14 protein-coding genes and 1 pseudogene are annotated in these 16,652 nt (G+C 62.8%); 9 read left to right on the plus strand and 6 right to left on the minus strand.

Annotated features, from left to right (window positions below):
• Positions 1-27: 27 nt before the first annotated feature.
• Positions 28-384 carry a GntR family transcriptional regulator gene (locus OHS70_RS39130; protein ID WP_443062656.1) on the plus strand — a complete coding sequence of 119 codons (357 nt, stop codon included), beginning with the start codon at positions 28-30 and terminating at the stop codon, positions 382-384.
• Between the two features lie 128 nt (positions 385-512).
• Here OHS70_RS39130 and OHS70_RS25925 read toward each other — a convergent pair whose 3' ends face one another.
• Entirely contained in the window at positions 513-1,733 is a 1,221-nt protein-coding gene (locus OHS70_RS25925; protein ID WP_328401042.1) for a helix-turn-helix domain-containing protein, read from the minus strand.
• Between the two features lie 825 nt (positions 1,734-2,558).
• On the opposite strand from OHS70_RS25925, the gene OHS70_RS25930 reads away from it, so the two are divergent.
• The gene (locus OHS70_RS25930; protein ID WP_328401044.1) at positions 2,559-3,875 is read left to right on the plus strand and encodes an AAA family ATPase; all 1,317 of its coding nucleotides are present in this window, start codon (positions 2,559-2,561) and stop codon (positions 3,873-3,875) included.
• Positions 3,872-4,477: an RloB family protein gene (locus tag OHS70_RS39135; RefSeq protein WP_443062657.1), complete on the plus strand. Its 606-nt coding sequence runs from the start codon at positions 3,872-3,874 to the stop codon at positions 4,475-4,477. Before OHS70_RS25930 ends, OHS70_RS39135 begins: the two co-directional genes overlap by 4 nt.
• Positions 4,478-4,834: 357 nt before the next feature.
• Here OHS70_RS39135 and OHS70_RS25935 read toward each other — a convergent pair.
• Positions 4,835-5,473 (minus strand): annotated as a pseudogene (locus OHS70_RS25935) (IS5 family transposase); the annotation flags it as partial.
• A 370-nt stretch (positions 5,474-5,843) separates the two neighbouring features.
• On the opposite strand from OHS70_RS25935, the gene OHS70_RS25940 reads away from it, so the two are divergent.
• Positions 5,844-8,066, plus strand: coding sequence for a hypothetical protein (locus OHS70_RS25940; RefSeq protein ID WP_328401046.1), 2,223 nt, complete (start codon positions 5,844-5,846; stop codon positions 8,064-8,066).
• A 745-nt stretch (positions 8,067-8,811) separates the two neighbouring features.
• Positions 8,812-9,453: an HNH endonuclease family protein gene (locus OHS70_RS25945; RefSeq protein WP_328401048.1), complete on the plus strand. Its 642-nt coding sequence runs from the start codon at positions 8,812-8,814 to the stop codon at positions 9,451-9,453.
• A gap of 347 nt (positions 9,454-9,800) precedes the next feature.
• On the opposite strand, the gene OHS70_RS25950 is transcribed toward OHS70_RS25945, so the two are convergent.
• Together OHS70_RS25950 and OHS70_RS25955 are read right to left on the minus strand one after the other, a co-directional pair.
• Positions 9,801-10,361, minus strand: coding sequence for a site-specific integrase (locus OHS70_RS25950; protein ID WP_328401050.1), 561 nt, complete (start codon positions 10,359-10,361; stop codon positions 9,801-9,803).
• 398 nt (positions 10,362-10,759) lie between these two features.
• Positions 10,760-11,326 (minus strand): hypothetical protein, encoded by a 567-nt coding sequence (locus OHS70_RS25955; protein WP_328401052.1) that lies wholly within the window; start codon positions 11,324-11,326, stop codon positions 10,760-10,762.
• 199 nt (positions 11,327-11,525) lie between these two features.
• On the opposite strand from OHS70_RS25955, the gene OHS70_RS25960 reads away from it, so the two are divergent.
• From OHS70_RS25960 to OHS70_RS25975, 4 genes are all read left to right on the plus strand, one after another.
• The gene (locus OHS70_RS25960; protein WP_328401054.1) at positions 11,526-11,834 is read left to right on the plus strand and encodes a hypothetical protein; all 309 of its coding nucleotides are present in this window, start codon (positions 11,526-11,528) and stop codon (positions 11,832-11,834) included.
• Between the two features lie 262 nt (positions 11,835-12,096).
• Positions 12,097-12,717, plus strand: coding sequence for a hypothetical protein (locus OHS70_RS25965; RefSeq protein ID WP_328401056.1), 621 nt, complete (start codon positions 12,097-12,099; stop codon positions 12,715-12,717).
• An 829-nt stretch (positions 12,718-13,546) separates the two neighbouring features.
• The gene (locus OHS70_RS25970; protein ID WP_328401058.1) at positions 13,547-14,050 is read left to right on the plus strand and encodes an N-acetyltransferase; all 504 of its coding nucleotides are present in this window, start codon (positions 13,547-13,549) and stop codon (positions 14,048-14,050) included.
• 271 nt (positions 14,051-14,321) lie between these two features.
• Positions 14,322-15,116 (plus strand): IS5 family transposase, encoded by a 795-nt coding sequence (locus OHS70_RS25975; protein WP_328401060.1) that lies wholly within the window; start codon positions 14,322-14,324, stop codon positions 15,114-15,116.
• On the opposite strand, the gene OHS70_RS25980 is transcribed toward OHS70_RS25975, so the two are convergent.
• Together OHS70_RS25980 and OHS70_RS25985 are read right to left on the minus strand one after the other, a co-directional pair.
• Positions 15,064-15,591 (minus strand): hypothetical protein, encoded by a 528-nt coding sequence (locus OHS70_RS25980; protein ID WP_328401062.1) that lies wholly within the window; start codon positions 15,589-15,591, stop codon positions 15,064-15,066. The two genes, OHS70_RS25975 and OHS70_RS25980, sit on opposite strands and share 53 nt — an antisense overlap.
• A gap of 250 nt (positions 15,592-15,841) precedes the next feature.
• A complete protein-coding gene (locus OHS70_RS25985; RefSeq protein ID WP_328401064.1) occupies positions 15,842-16,312 on the minus strand; it encodes a hypothetical protein in 471 nt (156 codons plus the stop codon).
• Between the last annotated feature and the right edge of the window lie 340 nt (positions 16,313-16,652).

The raw sequence follows: 16,652 nt of genomic DNA on the forward strand, positions 1-16,652 counted from the left end.
TTTAGGTCACTTAGGTAACCTGGGCAGGTGACTGTTAGCCCAGACGACCCCCGGAGCGCATACGTCCAGATCGCCGACGACCTCCGCCGGAAGATCGCCACGGGCGCACTAAAGGCTGGGCAGAGGCTCGAAGGCAATGCCAAGATGGCCGAGGCCTACGGCGTTGTCTCAATGACGGTCCGGCACGCTCTCGACATTCTGCGAGACGAGGGATTGATCGTCAGCCAGCAGGGGCGTGGAACGTTCGTTGCGAGTGATCCGCCCGAGGGAGATTCTGAGCAAGACGGGCAGTTGATCGCTGAGCTTGCTGAGATCAAGACCGCTCTGGGTGTCATCAACTCGCGGCTCGATCGCCTCGAAGGTCAGCTCCACGAGCGTTCCTGACCGAGGAAGACAGTCGCTCAACGCGCTCGCCAGCCTCGGACAACTTCTTTCGGATCTCGTGCAGCTCGACTAATAACCGTGCTCGATCCGCAACCCTCACGGCGTCTTCCCCCTTCCAGCTGTAGTGATCAGCCCAGTTTCATGCGTCCAGCGAGCCGCCGGATCTCTTCGGCACGCGTGTGCCGGTCGCTAGACCGAAGATCGTCTACGACGTTCCGAGCGATGGGACGGTTGCGCACGTGCTGAGGGGCGATCTCGTCGGCGCGCAAGATGGCCTCAGCTGCCGGGCCCACTTTGCCGTTCATCATCTGTCCGGCCGCGGTGCATACCCAGAAGTGCGATTGGCGCTCACCGGAAGCAATGTTCACGACATTGACGACCTCGGCGCGTGACACCACATCGCGGGGGTGCCCGAGTTCCAAGCTGACTTCCACCGAGTGGATCTCGGCGTTAACCGCGTTGAACTGCGTTTGGTAGACGTTGCCATCGGTGGGCAGGGCAGCAGCCACGCGCCTAGCCTCAGCCAGGTGTGATTCGGCTTCCGTGCGGTCCCACAGACGCGACCAGGCGACGGCTGCGCGCAGGTGCATTGCGCCCCACAGCGATCGGACGGGCACGCCGGCCGCCGCCATATGAGGCTCCAGGTCGTCCAGGGCAAGCACTGCCATGTCTCGCGCCGCGCTCAGCTCACCCTCATGGAGCCAGACCCCGCACAGGTCCCACCGTGCTGCGGCCTTGAGGATGGGTGACTCCGCACGTTCGGCGGCGACCAACTCTCGCTGCACGGCGCTCCACCCGAGATCGTGGTGCCCGAGCAGATTGGAGGAGACTCGCGCCATGTGGCTAGAGCGCAACATCAGCGCCTCAGCCGCCCGCGCATCGTCGCCGTCGGCGGCGTCGCAGAGAACGATCAGGTCCCGAAGGATCTGGGGAAGAACGTCGCCCAGCGCGGTGAATCGAGCGTCCTGCCTCAGCCTCTCGGCAGCCTCCACTCGCACGGTGAGGTCAGCCAGAGTCGGGAGAGTGGTCGCGCCAATGAGGGCAGCGCCGCCAGGCATCGTGGCCTGCTGGAGTGCAAGCCGCAGGCCCGGAATCGCAGCATGACCCGAGTCGAGTTCCGCAGTCTCGTGCCGGTAGGGCTGGCCCGTCAGCTCGATCACTTCCACGCCGAGCACCTCGGCGAGCTGTCCCAGGACGCTCATCCGGTCGAGGGGGAGGCGACCCGTTTCAATCTTGGAGACCCAGCTCACGGAGCGCTCAACAGCCGCCGCCAGACGAGCTTGATCCCAACCGATTCGTCGTCGTGCTCGTGCTACGCGCTGGCCCGTGCTCAGCTCGGCCCCCATCATGGGCTCCTTTCGACACTACGAAGGTACCCGCGGCCAGATGAGGCACTGTCAGTAAAAGTGACAGCGGGAGAAGCGAAGTCTCAACGCCAGCAGATGAGTTGGCGCCCGAGAGGTCACGCGGACAGAGTTTCCCTACGTCATCAAGGCTCGCTGCGCTCGCTGCCCGTCAGCGGTGTGAGCAGGGGAATCATTGCCAGCCCAGCCGCCGCACCGCGGCTCAGCGGACCGGTCCTGTCCCACGCCGGAATGTTTCCGAGTGGCCCCCAGCAGAGGCCAAAGACACCGGAGCCCATGCCACTGGGAGAGGTGGACGCTCGGGAGAACACCACATTGGACGCATCGAACGTCTGCATTCCCGGCCTCCTGAACTGCGGTAGCAGTCTGATCAGAGATCAGAGGTGCCGCGCACAGCGCGGCGGCGCCGGCCGGACGCCCGCCGCCCCGCTCCCCTCAATGTCTACGCCACCGGGGGCGCGACGCCGGTCGCCCGCCCGCGCCCACAAAGGGGCGAAAAGACCAGGCCGGGGGTGGGGACGGACGGCTCCACGGCTTTACCCACCTCCCCGGCCCGGGTCCCGCGTCGAGCAAGACCAGGGGGCCACTCGGACACATTGCGGGCAGGGGACAAGCCCGCCCGAGTAGCCGGCAAGCGTACGGCCCCCTGATCATGCACGACCCCAAACCGGGCAGGACACCGGCCAAAGCCGCTCCGCCGAGAGTGAAGGTGCTCGCCCTGGACAGGTAGGAGAAGTACAGTTTGAATGCCATCTGGGACGGAAAGCGTCTCGACAAGCGCCGAAACTACATCTGAGTGACGAGGCGATCATGCTGCTCCGCTTCAGGACGACCAACTACCGCTCGATCCGTGACGCCTGTGACCTGGTGATGACGAGGTCAAGTTTCAACGGCATTCGCCCCAATGATGGCGATTGGCCAGCAGTCACGAATCGCGTCGCGGGGATCTTCGGGCCGAACGCCTCCGGGAAGACGACGGTCTTGGATTCAATGGCTTTCGCCCGCAATGCAATTAGGAACTCAGCCTCTTGGGCTGATCGATCCGCGTTCCCGCATCATCCGTTCCTCTTGGACGATTCATCTAGAAGCGATTCTTCTACTTTCGAGATGGATTTCGTCTACATCGGAGTTCGCCACTCCTACGGCTTCGAAAGTGATGAGAATGGCGTAATTAGTGAGTGGCTGTATACGTACCCAGAAGGACGGCGAAGGATCCTATTCGAACGCGACGCAGGGGGGAAATATAGCTTCGGCCGACACCTCAAGGGGGATAACTCAAGGATTTCTCGATTGGCATCAGGGAAAAGCCTCTTCCTCTCCACAGCAGCCTTCGCTAATCACCCCTACCTGTACGGCCTCAGGCAATTCCTCATCAACCATTTCGACTATGCGGTTTTCTCCGAGTCAAACCAGAATGGTCGAATCGGAGCAGTTAAAAAGTGGATTGAGAAGGAACGGCTTCTTCGCAGGGCTGAAAGCCTGCTTCGCTTCGCCGACCTCGGCATCCAGAAGCTGTCGATCGAAAACGTGGAAGTTGACGAAGGGCTCAGGGAGACGTTTCGCAGGGCATTCTTCGCCTTCAATGACGGAAGCGACAACGAGAGGGCGGAGAAGGCTTTTAGGAAATTCCTCGCCGACCAGCAGGTCCAGATCGGATTTTGGCACGAAGGGAAGGGCGATGAAAGTTCGTATCAGCTGGACATTAATAGCGAGAGCAGCGGTACAGTAGCTTGGCTAGCACTGGCACTACCTGCGTTGAGAATTGTGGATATGGGTGGCGCCTTCATCGTTGACGAAATTGATGCCAGCCTGCACCCACGACTGACCACTGCTTTGATCTCACTGTTCAAATCCGAAGATCTGAACCCAAAGGGCTCTCAACTCATTTTCACCTCTCATGATACGTCGCTGATGGGGCACCTGGCTGGCGAGAGTCTCGACACTGAAGAAATCTGGTTCGCCGAGAAATCGAATGATGGCTCAACGGAAATCTACCCATTGACAGATTTCCCCGTGAAATCTGATCATAATGTAGAACGACGCTATCTAGGAGGGCGCTACGGCGCGGTCCCGTCCATCTCATGGGAAGAGCTGAAGTCCTCACTCCTTGAGAGGGTGGGCGCGTGAACAGAAGAAAAAACCAAGCGCCGCAAAGGATCTCTAAATCCAAGAATAGAAGGGTAGAATATCGAAAAATTCTCATCGCAACCGAAGGTACTAACACAGAGCCGCAATATTTTGAGGGGTTATCGGCGCACCTAAACGCCAAAGCAGTGCGGGTGCTTAATGTAAAGACTGTGGGGGTGGGAGCAGATCCCCTGCGAATAGTTGCGGAGGCAGAACGCCGCAGAGACCGCGAGCTGAAGAGCGGAGATGGATACGATGAGGTCTGGTGTGTGCTAGACGTTGACCGTCATGCCAACCTGCAGTCTGCGTGCACAAGAGCCCGGAAATCGGATATTGACGTGGCGATCAGTTCGCCTTGCTTCGAAATCTGGCTACTTTGGCACTATGAGGAGTGCACTGGATGGCGTGAGGGTAAGGCGCTTTTGCAACGCCTGAAGGATAAATGTGGATTTACGGACAAGAACCTCCCTGCGATGTTCCCTTACAGCTCCTTCCCGGACGCTGTAGCAAGGGCAGAGCGGTGTGAAGTGCCACGAGATGAGCATGCGCCTCCCAACCCATACAGTTCCGTATTCCGCCTCGTGAAAAAAATGCAAGCGTGATCCGAGCAGCCTGAAAATCAGGTGAGCTTGCGCGGACCCCATTGTCAAGCATTTACGAGCTGGTGGCAACGGAGGAGGTAAGGCGGTGGCCAGTAGTGTTGCTATACAGCAGCGGAGTACAGCAACCACAGCGGCCGCAGCCGACCGTCAACACACCTGGATTGGGCGGGGAGTCACGGGGAACTTCGGGTGTCGGCAGCGCACACAGCCTGCATCCATCGCAGCCCGCCTGCGGCACGTCAGGCCCCAACTCGCCCCACCTCGCTCCTTGGACGGTGGTCGGATCGCTCTGCTATCTACTCGCGTATGGCAGCCGCAGGGGGAACTTGCCCTCTTGAGCAGGCCCAACAGCCGCCTGCCTTTGCGGGCGATGCGCACGCCAATGCGCTTGCCTCGTAACCATTTCCGCAGGTGAGGGATGTCGTAGGCCTTGTCTGCATGCAGCCGCTGCGGCTTGAAGTGAAGGCCTCGATGGGGGTCGTGTCTTGTTTGGTGACCCTCGATCATCGGTTTCAGGCCTTCGCTGTCGTGGACGTTGGCGGCGGAGAGGCCGACGACCAGGGGCAGTCCGTTCGCGTCCGACAGGACGTGCATCTTGGAGCCCGGCTTACCCCGGTCCACGGGGCTCGGACCTGTGTGTTCGCCCCTTTATTTAGCGCGTACGTGAGCGGAGTCGAGGATGACGCGGGAGACATCTATGAGGCCCGCGTCGTCGAGTTGGTGCAGGACGGCTTCGTGGAGCCGGCCCCAGACCCCTGCCCTCGACCAGATCATGAACCGGCGGTGGGCCGTCGACTTCGATATGCCGAAGCACGGCGGAAGGGCGCGCTAGGCGCAGCCGCTGACCAGCACGTAGATGATCGCCGCGAACAGCGTCTCATCAGGTGTGTTCGGTGTCCCACCGCCCTGCGGCCGCGCTCGGTCCTCCGGAATCAACGGCCTGGCGAGCTCCCACAAGCCGTCCGGAACAATCCAACTCCACGTCCCCTGCCCCATGAACGGCCCAACGACCGATCACCACATATGTCACCCCTAAGTTGTGTCGTTGAGACTCCAGCGACGGGCTCTGTCCGTAAGGGCATCGCCATCGGGCTACCGGCGGGCAGGCATCACGCAGCGGAAGTTGTCCCGGCAGGTCATTCCGCTATCCAGGTAGGACTTGGTCACGCCTACCTCCCGTTGGGCGAGTCCCACCGCTATGAGTGGCCCCAGGGGGCGTTTTGGAGGAGCCTGGAGTTGTGAATGGTCCGTTCGAACCGAGCGGGATCTGAGGGTGCATACCCTGCGACTACTCGGTTAACGATCTTCGATAAGCCTGCGCGAAGCGCCTTTCGATTGAGCATACCGCGAACTATTTGGAGTCCAAATGGTTTACGAACGAGCCGAGCTGACAGACCCAAATATGATAGCGCTGTGGGATATGGCAATCAGCGGTAAGCGAGTGGCTTTTGATTCGACCGCCCAAGACCGCAACATCCCCGGAGACTTGATGGCCCAGATTCTCCGCGGTGAGGGGATGGATGGGTCTCCACGCAAGGTCATTGTCAAAGGCGCACTCATTGCAGGAAAGCTCGACCTTGAAGCAGCCAATCTTCTCTGCCCACTAGAATTGACGGAGTGTGATTTTGAGTCCGCACCAGATATCTCTCAGGCAGAGGCCCCCAATATCACTCTGACGAGATGCACATTTCCTGGCTTGCGGGCTTGGGAGCTAAAGACTAGTCATGACTTCTCGCTCGAAGGATCCAGCAGCTCTGACCTGATAGACCTGAGTGGAGCAGAGATAGGCGGCCAGCTCGATTTGAAGGACGCCAAGTTTCCAACCTCCTCCCCAACTGTGTTGAAAGCTAACGGACTTAAGGTCCACAGAGATATGCGCTGGTCGGATTTGCGTACCGAGGGGCAGATAAGTATGATCGGCGCCCACATTACCGGACAATTTATTTGTGATGGCGCACGCCTAAATAATCCTGGTCGCATCGCATTGCTGGCGCAAGGGATCGTTGTTGGGGCGCACGCCTACTTCAGGTCCGGCTTCATCGCCCAAGGGCAAGTCGATCTGTCAGGTTCGACGATCGAAGGTCGCCTAGATTGCCGTGGAGGTCAATTCCTGCGCCCCGGAATCGATAGTGGGGCTCTGCGAGCCGACAGGATCCACATAGGCGAGGACATGATCTGCGGCGACGGATTCACTGCGAATGGTGGAGTTAACCTGACGCGCGCGAGTATTCAGGGATCCCTCCGCTGCACGGCAGGGAAATTCCTCAATTCTGGCGGAAAGGCCCTCCGCCTCGAGGGCATTAAAATTAGGCAGAACCTCGAATGTAAAGCGGGTTTCAAGGCGGAGGGGCAAGTTCTGCTCGCCGGATCCACCATTGATGGGAATCTTCGATGTCAAGGTGGTCATTTCATCCACCCCACTGGCGACGCGCTCGAAGCCACAGGGATGAAGGTAGGGCAAGATGCAGTGCTCGGTAAGGACAACTCGGGGGAACAGGCGCCCGTGGAGGGTTTCGTCGCGGAGGGTGGAGTCAAGCTGACCGACGCCATCATCACGGAAAATTTGGACTGCACTGGTGGCAGCTTCTCCAAATCTCAACGCACGGCCATAAATGCTCAAGGGATTACCGCAAGGGATGTTCTACTGAGAGAGGATTTCCATGCAGATGGCATGGTTGACTTCTCTGGCGCGCAAATCAACGGAGAATTCGTTTGCACTGGCGGCCAATTCAGTGGATCCCGAATATCCTTCCTCGGTGGCGGTATGACTGTGCGGCGGGAGGCGAAATTCGACGCAGGGTTCAGAGCCGATGGAAAGGTTCATATTCGACGAGCCTCCTTCCACACGGGCCTCTCCTTCGATGGTGCTTTTCTAGCGGCGACTGGTGGATCCAAATCCCTGGTCCTGCGAGGAACTGTCATCAAAGGCCGGCTGAACTTGGCGACCGGAGAGAAACCATTGGGACGTATGGACCTCAGGCGCGCATCAGTCACAGAACTATACGACGAGAGGGCGGTGTGGCCGAATCAAATCATGCTGCAGGGTTTCTGCTATGAGGCGCTGCGTGAAGGTGGGCCAGGGGTGGAGGAGCGGCTTGAGTGGCTAAGGCGAAACGAAAAATATGTGCCACAAATCTATCGTCAGCTTGCGAAGGTGTACCAAGCAACGGGCGATGAAGACCTCGCGAGACGAGTGCTAATAGTAGAGCAGGACGTTAGACGGAAATCCCGCCCTGGATTCCACGGTGCACTGGCACGCGTTGGAGGATGGTTTCTCAAGGCTACCGTAGGGTACGGATATAATCCCTTCCGAGTTTTGGCTGAGCTTGCTGTTCTCGAAGTGGTTGGCGGTACCGTCTTCTCGCTGCTCAGGCATGACATTAAACCAATATCCCCTCATTCCGATGCAGAGTTCCAGCCTTGGCTCTACAGCCTCGATCTTCTTCTTCCGGTGATAAATTTCAGATGGTCTATCTGGTTCTATCCAACTGGATCTGCCGTGTGGTGGGCTGCCGCATTCACGGCCATGGGCTGGGCTTTGGCCACCGCTCTCGTGATTGGCATTGGTGGTGCAATCAAGCGCAGATAACGCTCATAAGTTCCTGCGCCAAGGGCGCCATACCGCCTACGGCGGACATACGGTGACCAGCTCCCGATCGAGCCACTAAGGCAATGGTCAGCGGACGTGTTTACAGCACAGAAGCAAGCAACGACCACAACCGCCATTCGACCGTTGGTACGCACAGGGCGTGGTTTGAGCTGCCCAGGAGGGACCTCAAAGACAGCCCTCACCAGGTACGCCGAGCATCTTCGTGATCTCGCACTCCAACCTTCTTGCACTGGGCGCTCGAAGTCACGGGTCTTGTAAGTGTTCAGCCGAGGTCAGCGGCATGGCGGGCCGGGAGGTTGTCATGGACAGGAGCATCGCGTCAACCGCGCTGTGAGGCTCTGACCAGCAGAGACGCTGAAGGCACACGAGGCCTCCGGATCCGTGTGCTCAGGTTCGAAGCCCGCTGGAAGGCACTCGCCCCACAGTCGCTCATCCTTGATCGTCCCGTGCCGGAACAGGAACCGCTTCGGGGCCGGGCGCCGCGGCGGGCATCGGGCGCTTCCAGTCGTCCCTGTCGAATACGTGTCGAAGCAGTTCAACTAGGCCCAGCGGCAACGATATTCGCTCCGGTCAGGCGGCTGCGGAGTCGTGAGCGTCACCGCGCCTTGCGGCTGTTGACGTATCGTCACACAAATTCCACCTTTCGAGGTCTACTCGCATAGACCAACCCGGGCCAGGATGAGCGCACCCCCCGCCCTCAGCCTCAGTTCGGGAGTCGACACCCATGCGAACAAACCCCCGCCGCGGCTTGGTTGCCGTCCTGGTGGCCGCCGCCACCGCTGCCCTCACCTTCTTCGGCACCATCCCGGCGCAGGCCGCTCTGCCCACCCCGGTCAGCGCCGCCACCGCCCGCTCCTACCTGGCCTCCCTCACCGTCACGACCGAGCACTCCAGAACCGGCTACAGCCGCGACCTGTTCCCCCACTGGATCACCATCAGCGGCACCTGCGACACCCGCGAAACGGTCCTCAAGCGCGACGGCTCAGGCGTCGTCACCGACTCCTCCTGCGCTGCCACCAGCGGCAGCTGGTACTCCCCCTATGACGGCGCCACCTGGTACGCCGCCTCCGACGTCGACATCGACCACCTCATACCGCTCGCCGAGGCATGGGACTCCGGCGCCTACAACTGGACCACCTCCAAGCGTCAGCAGCTCGCCAACGACCTCACCCGCCCCCAGCTGCTCGCCGTCACCGACAACGTCAACCAGTCCAAGGGCGACCAGGACCCCGGCACTTGGTGGCCCTCCCGCACCGCCTACAAGTGCACCTACGCCCGCGCCTGGGTCCAGGTGAAGTACTACTACGGACTCTCCGTCGACTCCGCGGAGAAGAGCTCCCTGTCCTCGGTCCTCAACGGCTGCTGACAGACCCGCCATCTTTCATCCGCAGCAGCGCTCCGTCCCGCTGGAAGCATCCGGCGGGACGGAACGGGCGCACAGCCCTCCCGGCTGACATCACCAGTTGACATCAACGGCGGCGAACGATGGCGCACGAAAGCGGCCACAGCCGGATCGACGAGCAACCGCTGAGCCCCGTTTCTGCACGCCGTGCCGCAGAGTGATCGAACTTACAAAGCAGATGTCGGCGGTTCGAAACCGTCCGCGCCCACTCGCGTGAAGCACGACGAAGGCCCAGGTCACCGGTAGTAAGCCGGAAGCCTGGGCCTTGTTCGTTCCTCGGCTGCGGGGGTGGGGGAGAGGTGTCGTGCCAGTTACGTGCCAGATGCCTCGTCGGACTCCGCCGGCCGGACCCTCTTGATCTGCTCGTCGACGTGAGCGGCGATGGCGTGGTCACGACCGTTGACCAGGTGCTGACGGATCAGAGCCGCCCGCACCGACGAGTGCCCCATGCGCTGCATCAGCTCGCGCGTAGTCGCGTCGCCCGTAGCTGCCAGCCTGTTCCCCGTGTGCCGCAGGTCGTGAAAGCGCACGTCCCCGAGGCCGGTCTCGTCGAGGGCTCGCAGCCAGAGGCGACGGAAGTTGTTCCGGCGCAGCTGCCCGCCTCGTGCCCCGGTGAACACCAGCCCCGTACGGCTCGGCTCTGCGTATGTGTCGAGGTGCGCAGCCAGGTCCGCCGACAGGGACGCCGGGAACGCGACGGTACGGACACCGGCCGCGCTCTTCGGAGCCTTGACCAAAATGCCGTCCGTCCTGGTCTCGGCGAGTGCGCGCCGCACGGCAACGATGCGCCGTTCGATGTCGATGTCATGTCGCTGGAGAGCGACCAGTTCGCCGAAGCGGAGGCCGGTGAAGGCGGCCAGGAGGATGAGCACGGTTGGAGTACCACGCTTCGCCCGGCGCTCGGCACATCAGCGGGAAAACGCAGATAGGAGCTATGAACTCCGGTTGACCAGGCGCCGCATCCCGGGCAGGTGGCGCCGAGCATGTGCATTGCGCGCCAACGCGCACTATCTCGATATTCATGTCCACCGACAGCACCGCGACGTCCGCGACCGACGGGAACAACAACTCCTTCAGCCTGAGTACGAACTCTTCCACGGCCGGGACTTTCGACCCACTCGCCCCTACCACGGCTCATTTTCGGGCGACTTCGGGGCCCCTGGGACACACAACCTTCACTCACAGTGTCTGCAGCACGGAAGTTGTACCAGAACCGGAGAACGGGCAGCACCCTGCATCACTGCACAGGAACGGCGTGACGTCTGGCCAGTCATCCACGCCTCGTGGCCTCTGCCTGTATTCCCACCGCTCTGAGCCAGGCCCTTCTGATCAGACCACCGAAAGGTCGAGCGAGTAGATACCAGTACGGCCGGAAGAGCCTGCGGGTCCTGTGGTCGAGGGCGACGACGCGGGTCTCCGTGAGCAACAGCGTGCCGTGCGCATGGCTGGTGGCACGGAATGTGACCGCCGCCTTCAAATACCCTGGCCGGTCGAACTGGTGGAAGTGCTCAGGACTGTCCAGGGACACGAAGGGGACGGTGGGTTTCCACCACTGGCCGACCGCTCCGGAGACGGTCTCCTCTCCAGCGGCTTCCGCAAGTGGCACGAACTTCTCATTCAGGGAAGTGAGCACAGGCTCATGCCGGCCGGTATCGAGGCCCGCGTTCCCGCGTAGGCGTGCGGGTAGGGACCGCAGTCCCAAGAGGAATCGTGCCACGGGAATGTCGTTTGGCGTCAGAGATCCCAGTGCCGTCCAAACGGCCTCGGGCGGCGCCGCTACAACCAAGGTATGCACCTCCCGAAAATCCCATCGCGGCAACGCAGAATCGATCAGCATGGGCTCCTCCTCACCGGTGCCCCGCCGACTCTACTCAGCGCACTTGACGTGCCCGGGGCCAGGGTCAGGGCGCTCGTGCAGGTGCGCCGCCGTCCGCGCTGTCGGAACTCGGGTTCTGGCTCAACTTCTTTGGTGGGTCCACGCCGAGTGACCGCTGAGGAAGCTGCCCTGCCCGGACGGGCGTGCAGAACAGGCTCTGATGAGGGACGGGTCAGCGTCACCTCTGCTGATCGACGGTCTTTGCGCGGCGTCCGGACGCAACGGCAGCATCAACTGGGACGATGGCTTCAGGCAACTGGTGCTTTTTCTTCAGCGCACCTTGAGCGACCCGCAGGTATTCGACGCTTCAGCCGCCCAGGAGATCACCGACGACCTGACGCAGATCAGCAACCCCGACATTCCCGCCAACGATGAGCGGTTCGACCGGCTGACTGACCGACTCGTGGAATGGTGCAGGCAGCACCCCGAGCCAGTCGCTCATCCGCACGACCCGAACCTGCACCGGTAGCCATCCAGAACTGAGGCCCGGTTGGCGGCCGTCTCGGTCACATTCACCAGCGTCCTGGGCCGTCTGTGGGCCGTGCGAGGCCGCTCGCTGGCGACCAACAACGACCAACCCGTTCCACTCACGCCGGGCAGCCGTACGCGGTAGTCCGTCAAGCCCTTGTCGAAGCGCTGCGAGACGAAGACGCTCAACGAGTTGTACCGCAGGTCGTCGATGAGCTGGCACGGCAGATTTCTGAGGATCCACCGTCCTCGCCCTGACATCCATGCCTGACATCAACGACGCCACACAGCAGCAGCCACAGGTGGCCCGCGACGACCAAGCGTCCTGCGTCTACTCGTGTCGTGACGCCCGTCAGGTCGAACTTGTCGATTGTCGACCGCTTGCCTGTGTTAGGACGAAACGCCAGCCAATTGCCGGCAGCATCCTCTACGACGATGCATGTTGCTTCCCAATACCGGGTGCAAGACCGATCATGAGGTTCATGGTGTCAAGCATCGTCGTTCAGTACACCGATCTCCTGCGGACCAGCGACTACGACCTATGGAGCCGGTTGCGGGAGCTTCTGAAAGGCCAGGGACTGGAGCCAGATCGGACGATTGTCGTCGACCTCTTGCAGGAGGGCCCCGATCACGAGGATGGCCAAGTCATCTCCGATGACGGCAAGGTCTACAGGTTCAGCCTCTTCTACGACCAAGCAGCCGAGCACGGCGCGCGCAGCGCCTACCTCCACGGCTGGACCGAGATTACTGACTCTTGGCGGACCGGATCGCTGGCTACTCGAACAGCAGACGCCTTCGCTTGGATGGCCCGGCCTCCAAGCGGAGTTGACCGTCAAGGCAAGGGCGGTGAAACGGTTGCCCTCGCTGAGGGTCCAACTGCGTGACAACGCCGACGCACACCCGCGAACAAGCGCGGACGCCTGCGGACCGTCCCCCGGGTGAGAGGCACACCACCCCAAGGCAGAGCCCTCACTCGAGTTGCTTCGGGACGAAGAGGTCATGGATCAGCGGGCGCCCACGGGCATGGGGTCGGCGAGACAGCTCTTGTCAGACCGCCTGATTAATCTGTCGTCATGGATGAGCGATGCATACATGACTTAGTCGTCCAACAGTGCGTGGACTGCGCTCCTGTCCCCGAGGGCTTGGTCAAGTTCGTCTACATCACGGCCGGGGGCGAAGTCTTCCATCGTTCTTCGGCCTGCAAGGCCCTCGAGGAAGGGCAGGAGTACGCCCTGAGTCTGGGCATGGAAACTCACCCTCGGCGCCGTGTCACGCTGGCCGAAGCCACGGCGGAGGGGCGTGGCGCGTGTGCCTACTGCTTCTGGGACTACCAGCCCACATGAGGGTCGAGAGTTGAGGCTGGTATCGGTCGGACCGACATCCGGCGCAGACATCAGCGATTGTGAACAGGGGCGGTCCCAGGCGTGCGACGGTAAGGGTCGGGTCTGGTGCAGGTTTGGGTCGCCAAGGCGGAGTAGCTGTACAGCAGCGCGGTACCGCAACCCCAGCAACCGCCCCGTTTGGTAGCGTCCCTCCAGGTCATCGAAGCGACTGGCATGAAAAGCCGTTGCCATACCGATCATGGAGTCTGTCGATAGAACGGGAGTCTCGATCGGGTGATCGCGGGCCCTGCCCAGCATGAGAGCAGGGCCTGGCGGTATGCGGGGAAAATCCAGGGGAGCGGACGGTCGCGCGCTGCTACGGTCGGGCGCCATGAGCTGGCTTCCCGATGACTTCGTCCACCCCGTCCTGGTACCGCTGCCGGGCGGTGGTCATCACCTGCGGCCGATCCGGGAGGCGGACACCCCGCTCGACTATCCGGCTGTGATGGGTTCGCGCGAGCGGCTGTGGACCATCTTCGGCCCGGCCTGGGGCTGGCCCGCGGCCACCATGACCTACGAGGCCGACCAGGCCGACCTGTTGCGGCACGAGAAGGAGATCGCCACACACCAGTCCTTCAACTACGCGCTGTTCGACGCGGCGGAGACAGCTCTGCTCGGCTGTGTCTACATCGACCCACCGGAGAGGGCCGGCGCGGACGGCGAGATCTCCTGGTGGGTGGTGGACGAGCTGGTGGGCAGCAAGGTCGAGCAGGCCCTCGACGCGCTGGTGCCGCAGTGGATCGCCGCCGACTGGCCGTTCGAGCAGCCGCGCTTCCTCGGCCGCGAGATCTCCTGGTCGGACTGGCTCGCCCTGCCGGAGCATCCCGACACGTAAGTGGTTGTTGCCCGTACCGATCTCGAAGGCTGTCGATCGAACGGGAGTCTCGATCGGGTGACTGCGGCGGTCTCCGCGCGTGAAAGCAGGGCCTCCAGGTAGCTCGGGGGTGCGATCCCATTCCGAGTGGATCCCGGAGGCCCTGTTGTCTTTGTTGTACGTTCCCGAGCCCGTTGACTTCAACTCGGCTGCTCCATCGTGTGATTGCCTCGCGCATGTGTACGGCAACGCGGCCGATCATCCGGACCGGGTGCGCCGGTATCCGTCGGACATGTCGGACGCGGAGTGGGCGGCCGTCCGGCCGTTGCTGCCGGTGCCGGCCTGGTTCCAGGGGCGGGGCGGGCAGCCCGAGGGCTACTGCCACCGGCAGCTGTTGGACGCGGTCCGCTACCTGGTCGCGGGCGGGATCTCGTGGCGGGCGATGCCCGCGGACTTCCCCGCATGGGCCCGGGTCTACGCTTTCTTCCGCCGCTGGCGCGAGCACGGGCTGATCGGCGAGTTCCACGACCGGCTGCGCGGACGGGTGCGTGAGCGCGAGGGCCGTGAGGCCGAGCCCACAGCGGGGATCATCGACGCGCAGTCGGTGCGGGCCGCCGCGACGGTGCCGGCCGCCTCACGCGGCTACGACGGCGGGAAGAAGGTGCCGGGCCGCAAGCGGCACATCGTGACCGACACCCTCGGCCTGCTCCTGGCCGTCGCGGTCACGGCTGCGAACATCGGCGACCGGGACGCCGCGGCGGGCCTGCTGATGCGGCTGCGCCGTCTGTACCGCGACATCACCCTCGTGTGGGCCGACGGCGGCTACACCGGCTCCCTCGTCGGCTGGTGCCGGGACAAACTCGCCCTGACCTTGGAGATCGTCAAGCGCACCGACGACATGGCAGGGTTCGTGGTGTTGCCCAGGCGCTGGGTGGCCGAGCGCACGTTCGCGTGGCTGATGAACTCCCGCCGTCTGGCCCGGGACTACGAGACCCTGCCCGCCACCAGCGAGGCGATGATCCGGTGGTCGATGGTCACGCGGATGAGCCGGCGTCTGGGACGGCCACGGGCCGCCGGCCGGCACTGAATGCCCCCGACGCCTCCATGAGGAGCCACCCGCGCTCCGCCAGGCGCCGGGCTTTCGACCGCAGCCCCGCGACCTTCGCCGGCGTCGCGTCAAGGCCCAGCTCCACCGCGATCTCCTTGGCCCGAAGCGGTCCGTGACCCATGGATCGCTGCTGTTCCAGCACGCCCAGAATGCGCTGATAGTCCGGCGCCAGAACCGTCACCGGCAGCCCTTCCCGCCAGGGCGGCACCGTCGAGCCCGGCACCGGCGCGAGCGACAGCACCGCTTTCTCCTCGGCCTCGGTCCCGGCGGTGGTCTCGGCAGCCGAGGCTGCCAGGGCCTCGACCAGCTCTTCCCGCGCGATCACCCGCCGGTCCAGCTCGATCTCGGCGGCCTCCAACACCTCAGCCAACCGGGCGACTTCCTCCCGTAGCCCTTCCACCCGCACACGGGCCTCTGTCTCCCGCTCCTCCAGCATTCCCAGCACCGACGCCATCGCGCACCCCTCGCTCACGGAGCGGAAACAAGACGCCGGATGCCTCTCTCATTCCGAGCTACACCATGCCTGACCAGCAGAAATCAACGGATCACGTTCGGTTGAAATACGGCTTCTGAACCGTTGTCGACCGATCTGGCCATAGCTACCGATCAGAACGTCTCTGACATCAACGACGCCGGACGGGATGGGCACCCTTGTCCGGCCGTCATGACGGCCGAACCCCAGGACTTCACCAGCGTTCTTGGCCTCACAGGGAGGCGAGGCTCGCGCGGGCTGCGGTCATGAAGGCGGTCTTGTGTTCCTCAAGGTGCTCGTTGACCTCGGTGGCGCCGATCTCGCGCCACACCGCTTGGTTGAGCGCGCGGCCATACGCGTGGACAGGGGCATGCACGACCGGCTCGCAGAGCAGCACGAGATGCCGTTCAGCGACCCAGAGGCTGGTCATGGCGGCCGAGGCCCGGTCTCTCCAGCCTTCGTCATCGCCCCACGCCTCGGGACGGCTGTAGGCCGCCCGTTCGGCATCCTGGGCGCACGCGATGAATTCCTTGATCGTCTGCATCTGTTCTGCCCGGCGAGCCTCGGCGGTGGCCACTGCCTGTCGGCGTTCCTCCGACCGTTCAGCTGACCGCTGCGTGGCACGCTGGGAGAGCGCCGTCAAGCCACCGCCGAGGGCGGCACCCGCGAGTGAAAAGACCGGTCCCCACACTTCCACCGCCACCCGAGCGCCCCTTACGACAAGTTCTTGCGCATCATCGTGAACATAGTCCCGTATCGGCGCAGCGAGCCGTCCAGCACCTCCACATCTACGGCCGCCCCGCCCGTAGTTCGCATCGAGAGGTCAGCCCGTGCCACAGGTGTGCCAGAAGCAGCGGGGAATCACGGGGAATGGGGGTGCCTGACGGCCGCTCAGACCGTTACCAAGCCAAGTAGCGCTCTCGCAGGTCAGTAAGCAAGTCGCCCCACCACGCTCCTAAAGCGGTGGTAGCGGGCGTGTTGTACCGCACCGGAGTTCAGCAACCACGGCTGTGTCAATGGGGTCGCGGAGGTCCGGCAGCAAG

This window comes from Streptomyces sp. NBC_00390 (assembly GCF_036057275.1).
GTDB lineage: Bacteria > Actinomycetota > Actinomycetes > Streptomycetales > Streptomycetaceae > Streptomyces.

Excerpts from the sequence above, each read along its gene's own strand:
- OHS70_RS25925 (WP_328401042.1), bottom strand. The coding sequence starts at position 1,733 with ATGATGGGGGCCGAGCTGAGCACGGGCCAGCGCGTAGCACGAGCACGA.
- OHS70_RS25930 (WP_328401044.1), top strand. The coding sequence starts at position 2,559 with ATGCTGCTCCGCTTCAGGACGACCAACTACCGCTCGATCCGTGACGCC.
- OHS70_RS25940 (WP_328401046.1), top strand. The coding sequence starts at position 5,844 with ATGGTTTACGAACGAGCCGAGCTGACAGACCCAAATATGATAGCGCTG.
- OHS70_RS25945 (WP_328401048.1), top strand. The coding sequence starts at position 8,812 with ATGCGAACAAACCCCCGCCGCGGCTTGGTTGCCGTCCTGGTGGCCGCC.
- OHS70_RS25955 (WP_328401052.1), bottom strand. The coding sequence starts at position 11,326 with ATGCTGATCGATTCTGCGTTGCCGCGATGGGATTTTCGGGAGGTGCAT.
- OHS70_RS25960 (WP_328401054.1), top strand. The coding sequence starts at position 11,526 with ATGAGGGACGGGTCAGCGTCACCTCTGCTGATCGACGGTCTTTGCGCG.
- OHS70_RS25965 (WP_328401056.1), top strand. The coding sequence starts at position 12,097 with ATGCCTGACATCAACGACGCCACACAGCAGCAGCCACAGGTGGCCCGC.
- OHS70_RS25970 (WP_328401058.1), top strand. The coding sequence starts at position 13,547 with ATGAGCTGGCTTCCCGATGACTTCGTCCACCCCGTCCTGGTACCGCTG.
- OHS70_RS25975 (WP_328401060.1), top strand. The coding sequence starts at position 14,322 with ATGTCGGACGCGGAGTGGGCGGCCGTCCGGCCGTTGCTGCCGGTGCCG.
- OHS70_RS25980 (WP_328401062.1), bottom strand. The coding sequence starts at position 15,591 with ATGGCGTCGGTGCTGGGAATGCTGGAGGAGCGGGAGACAGAGGCCCGT.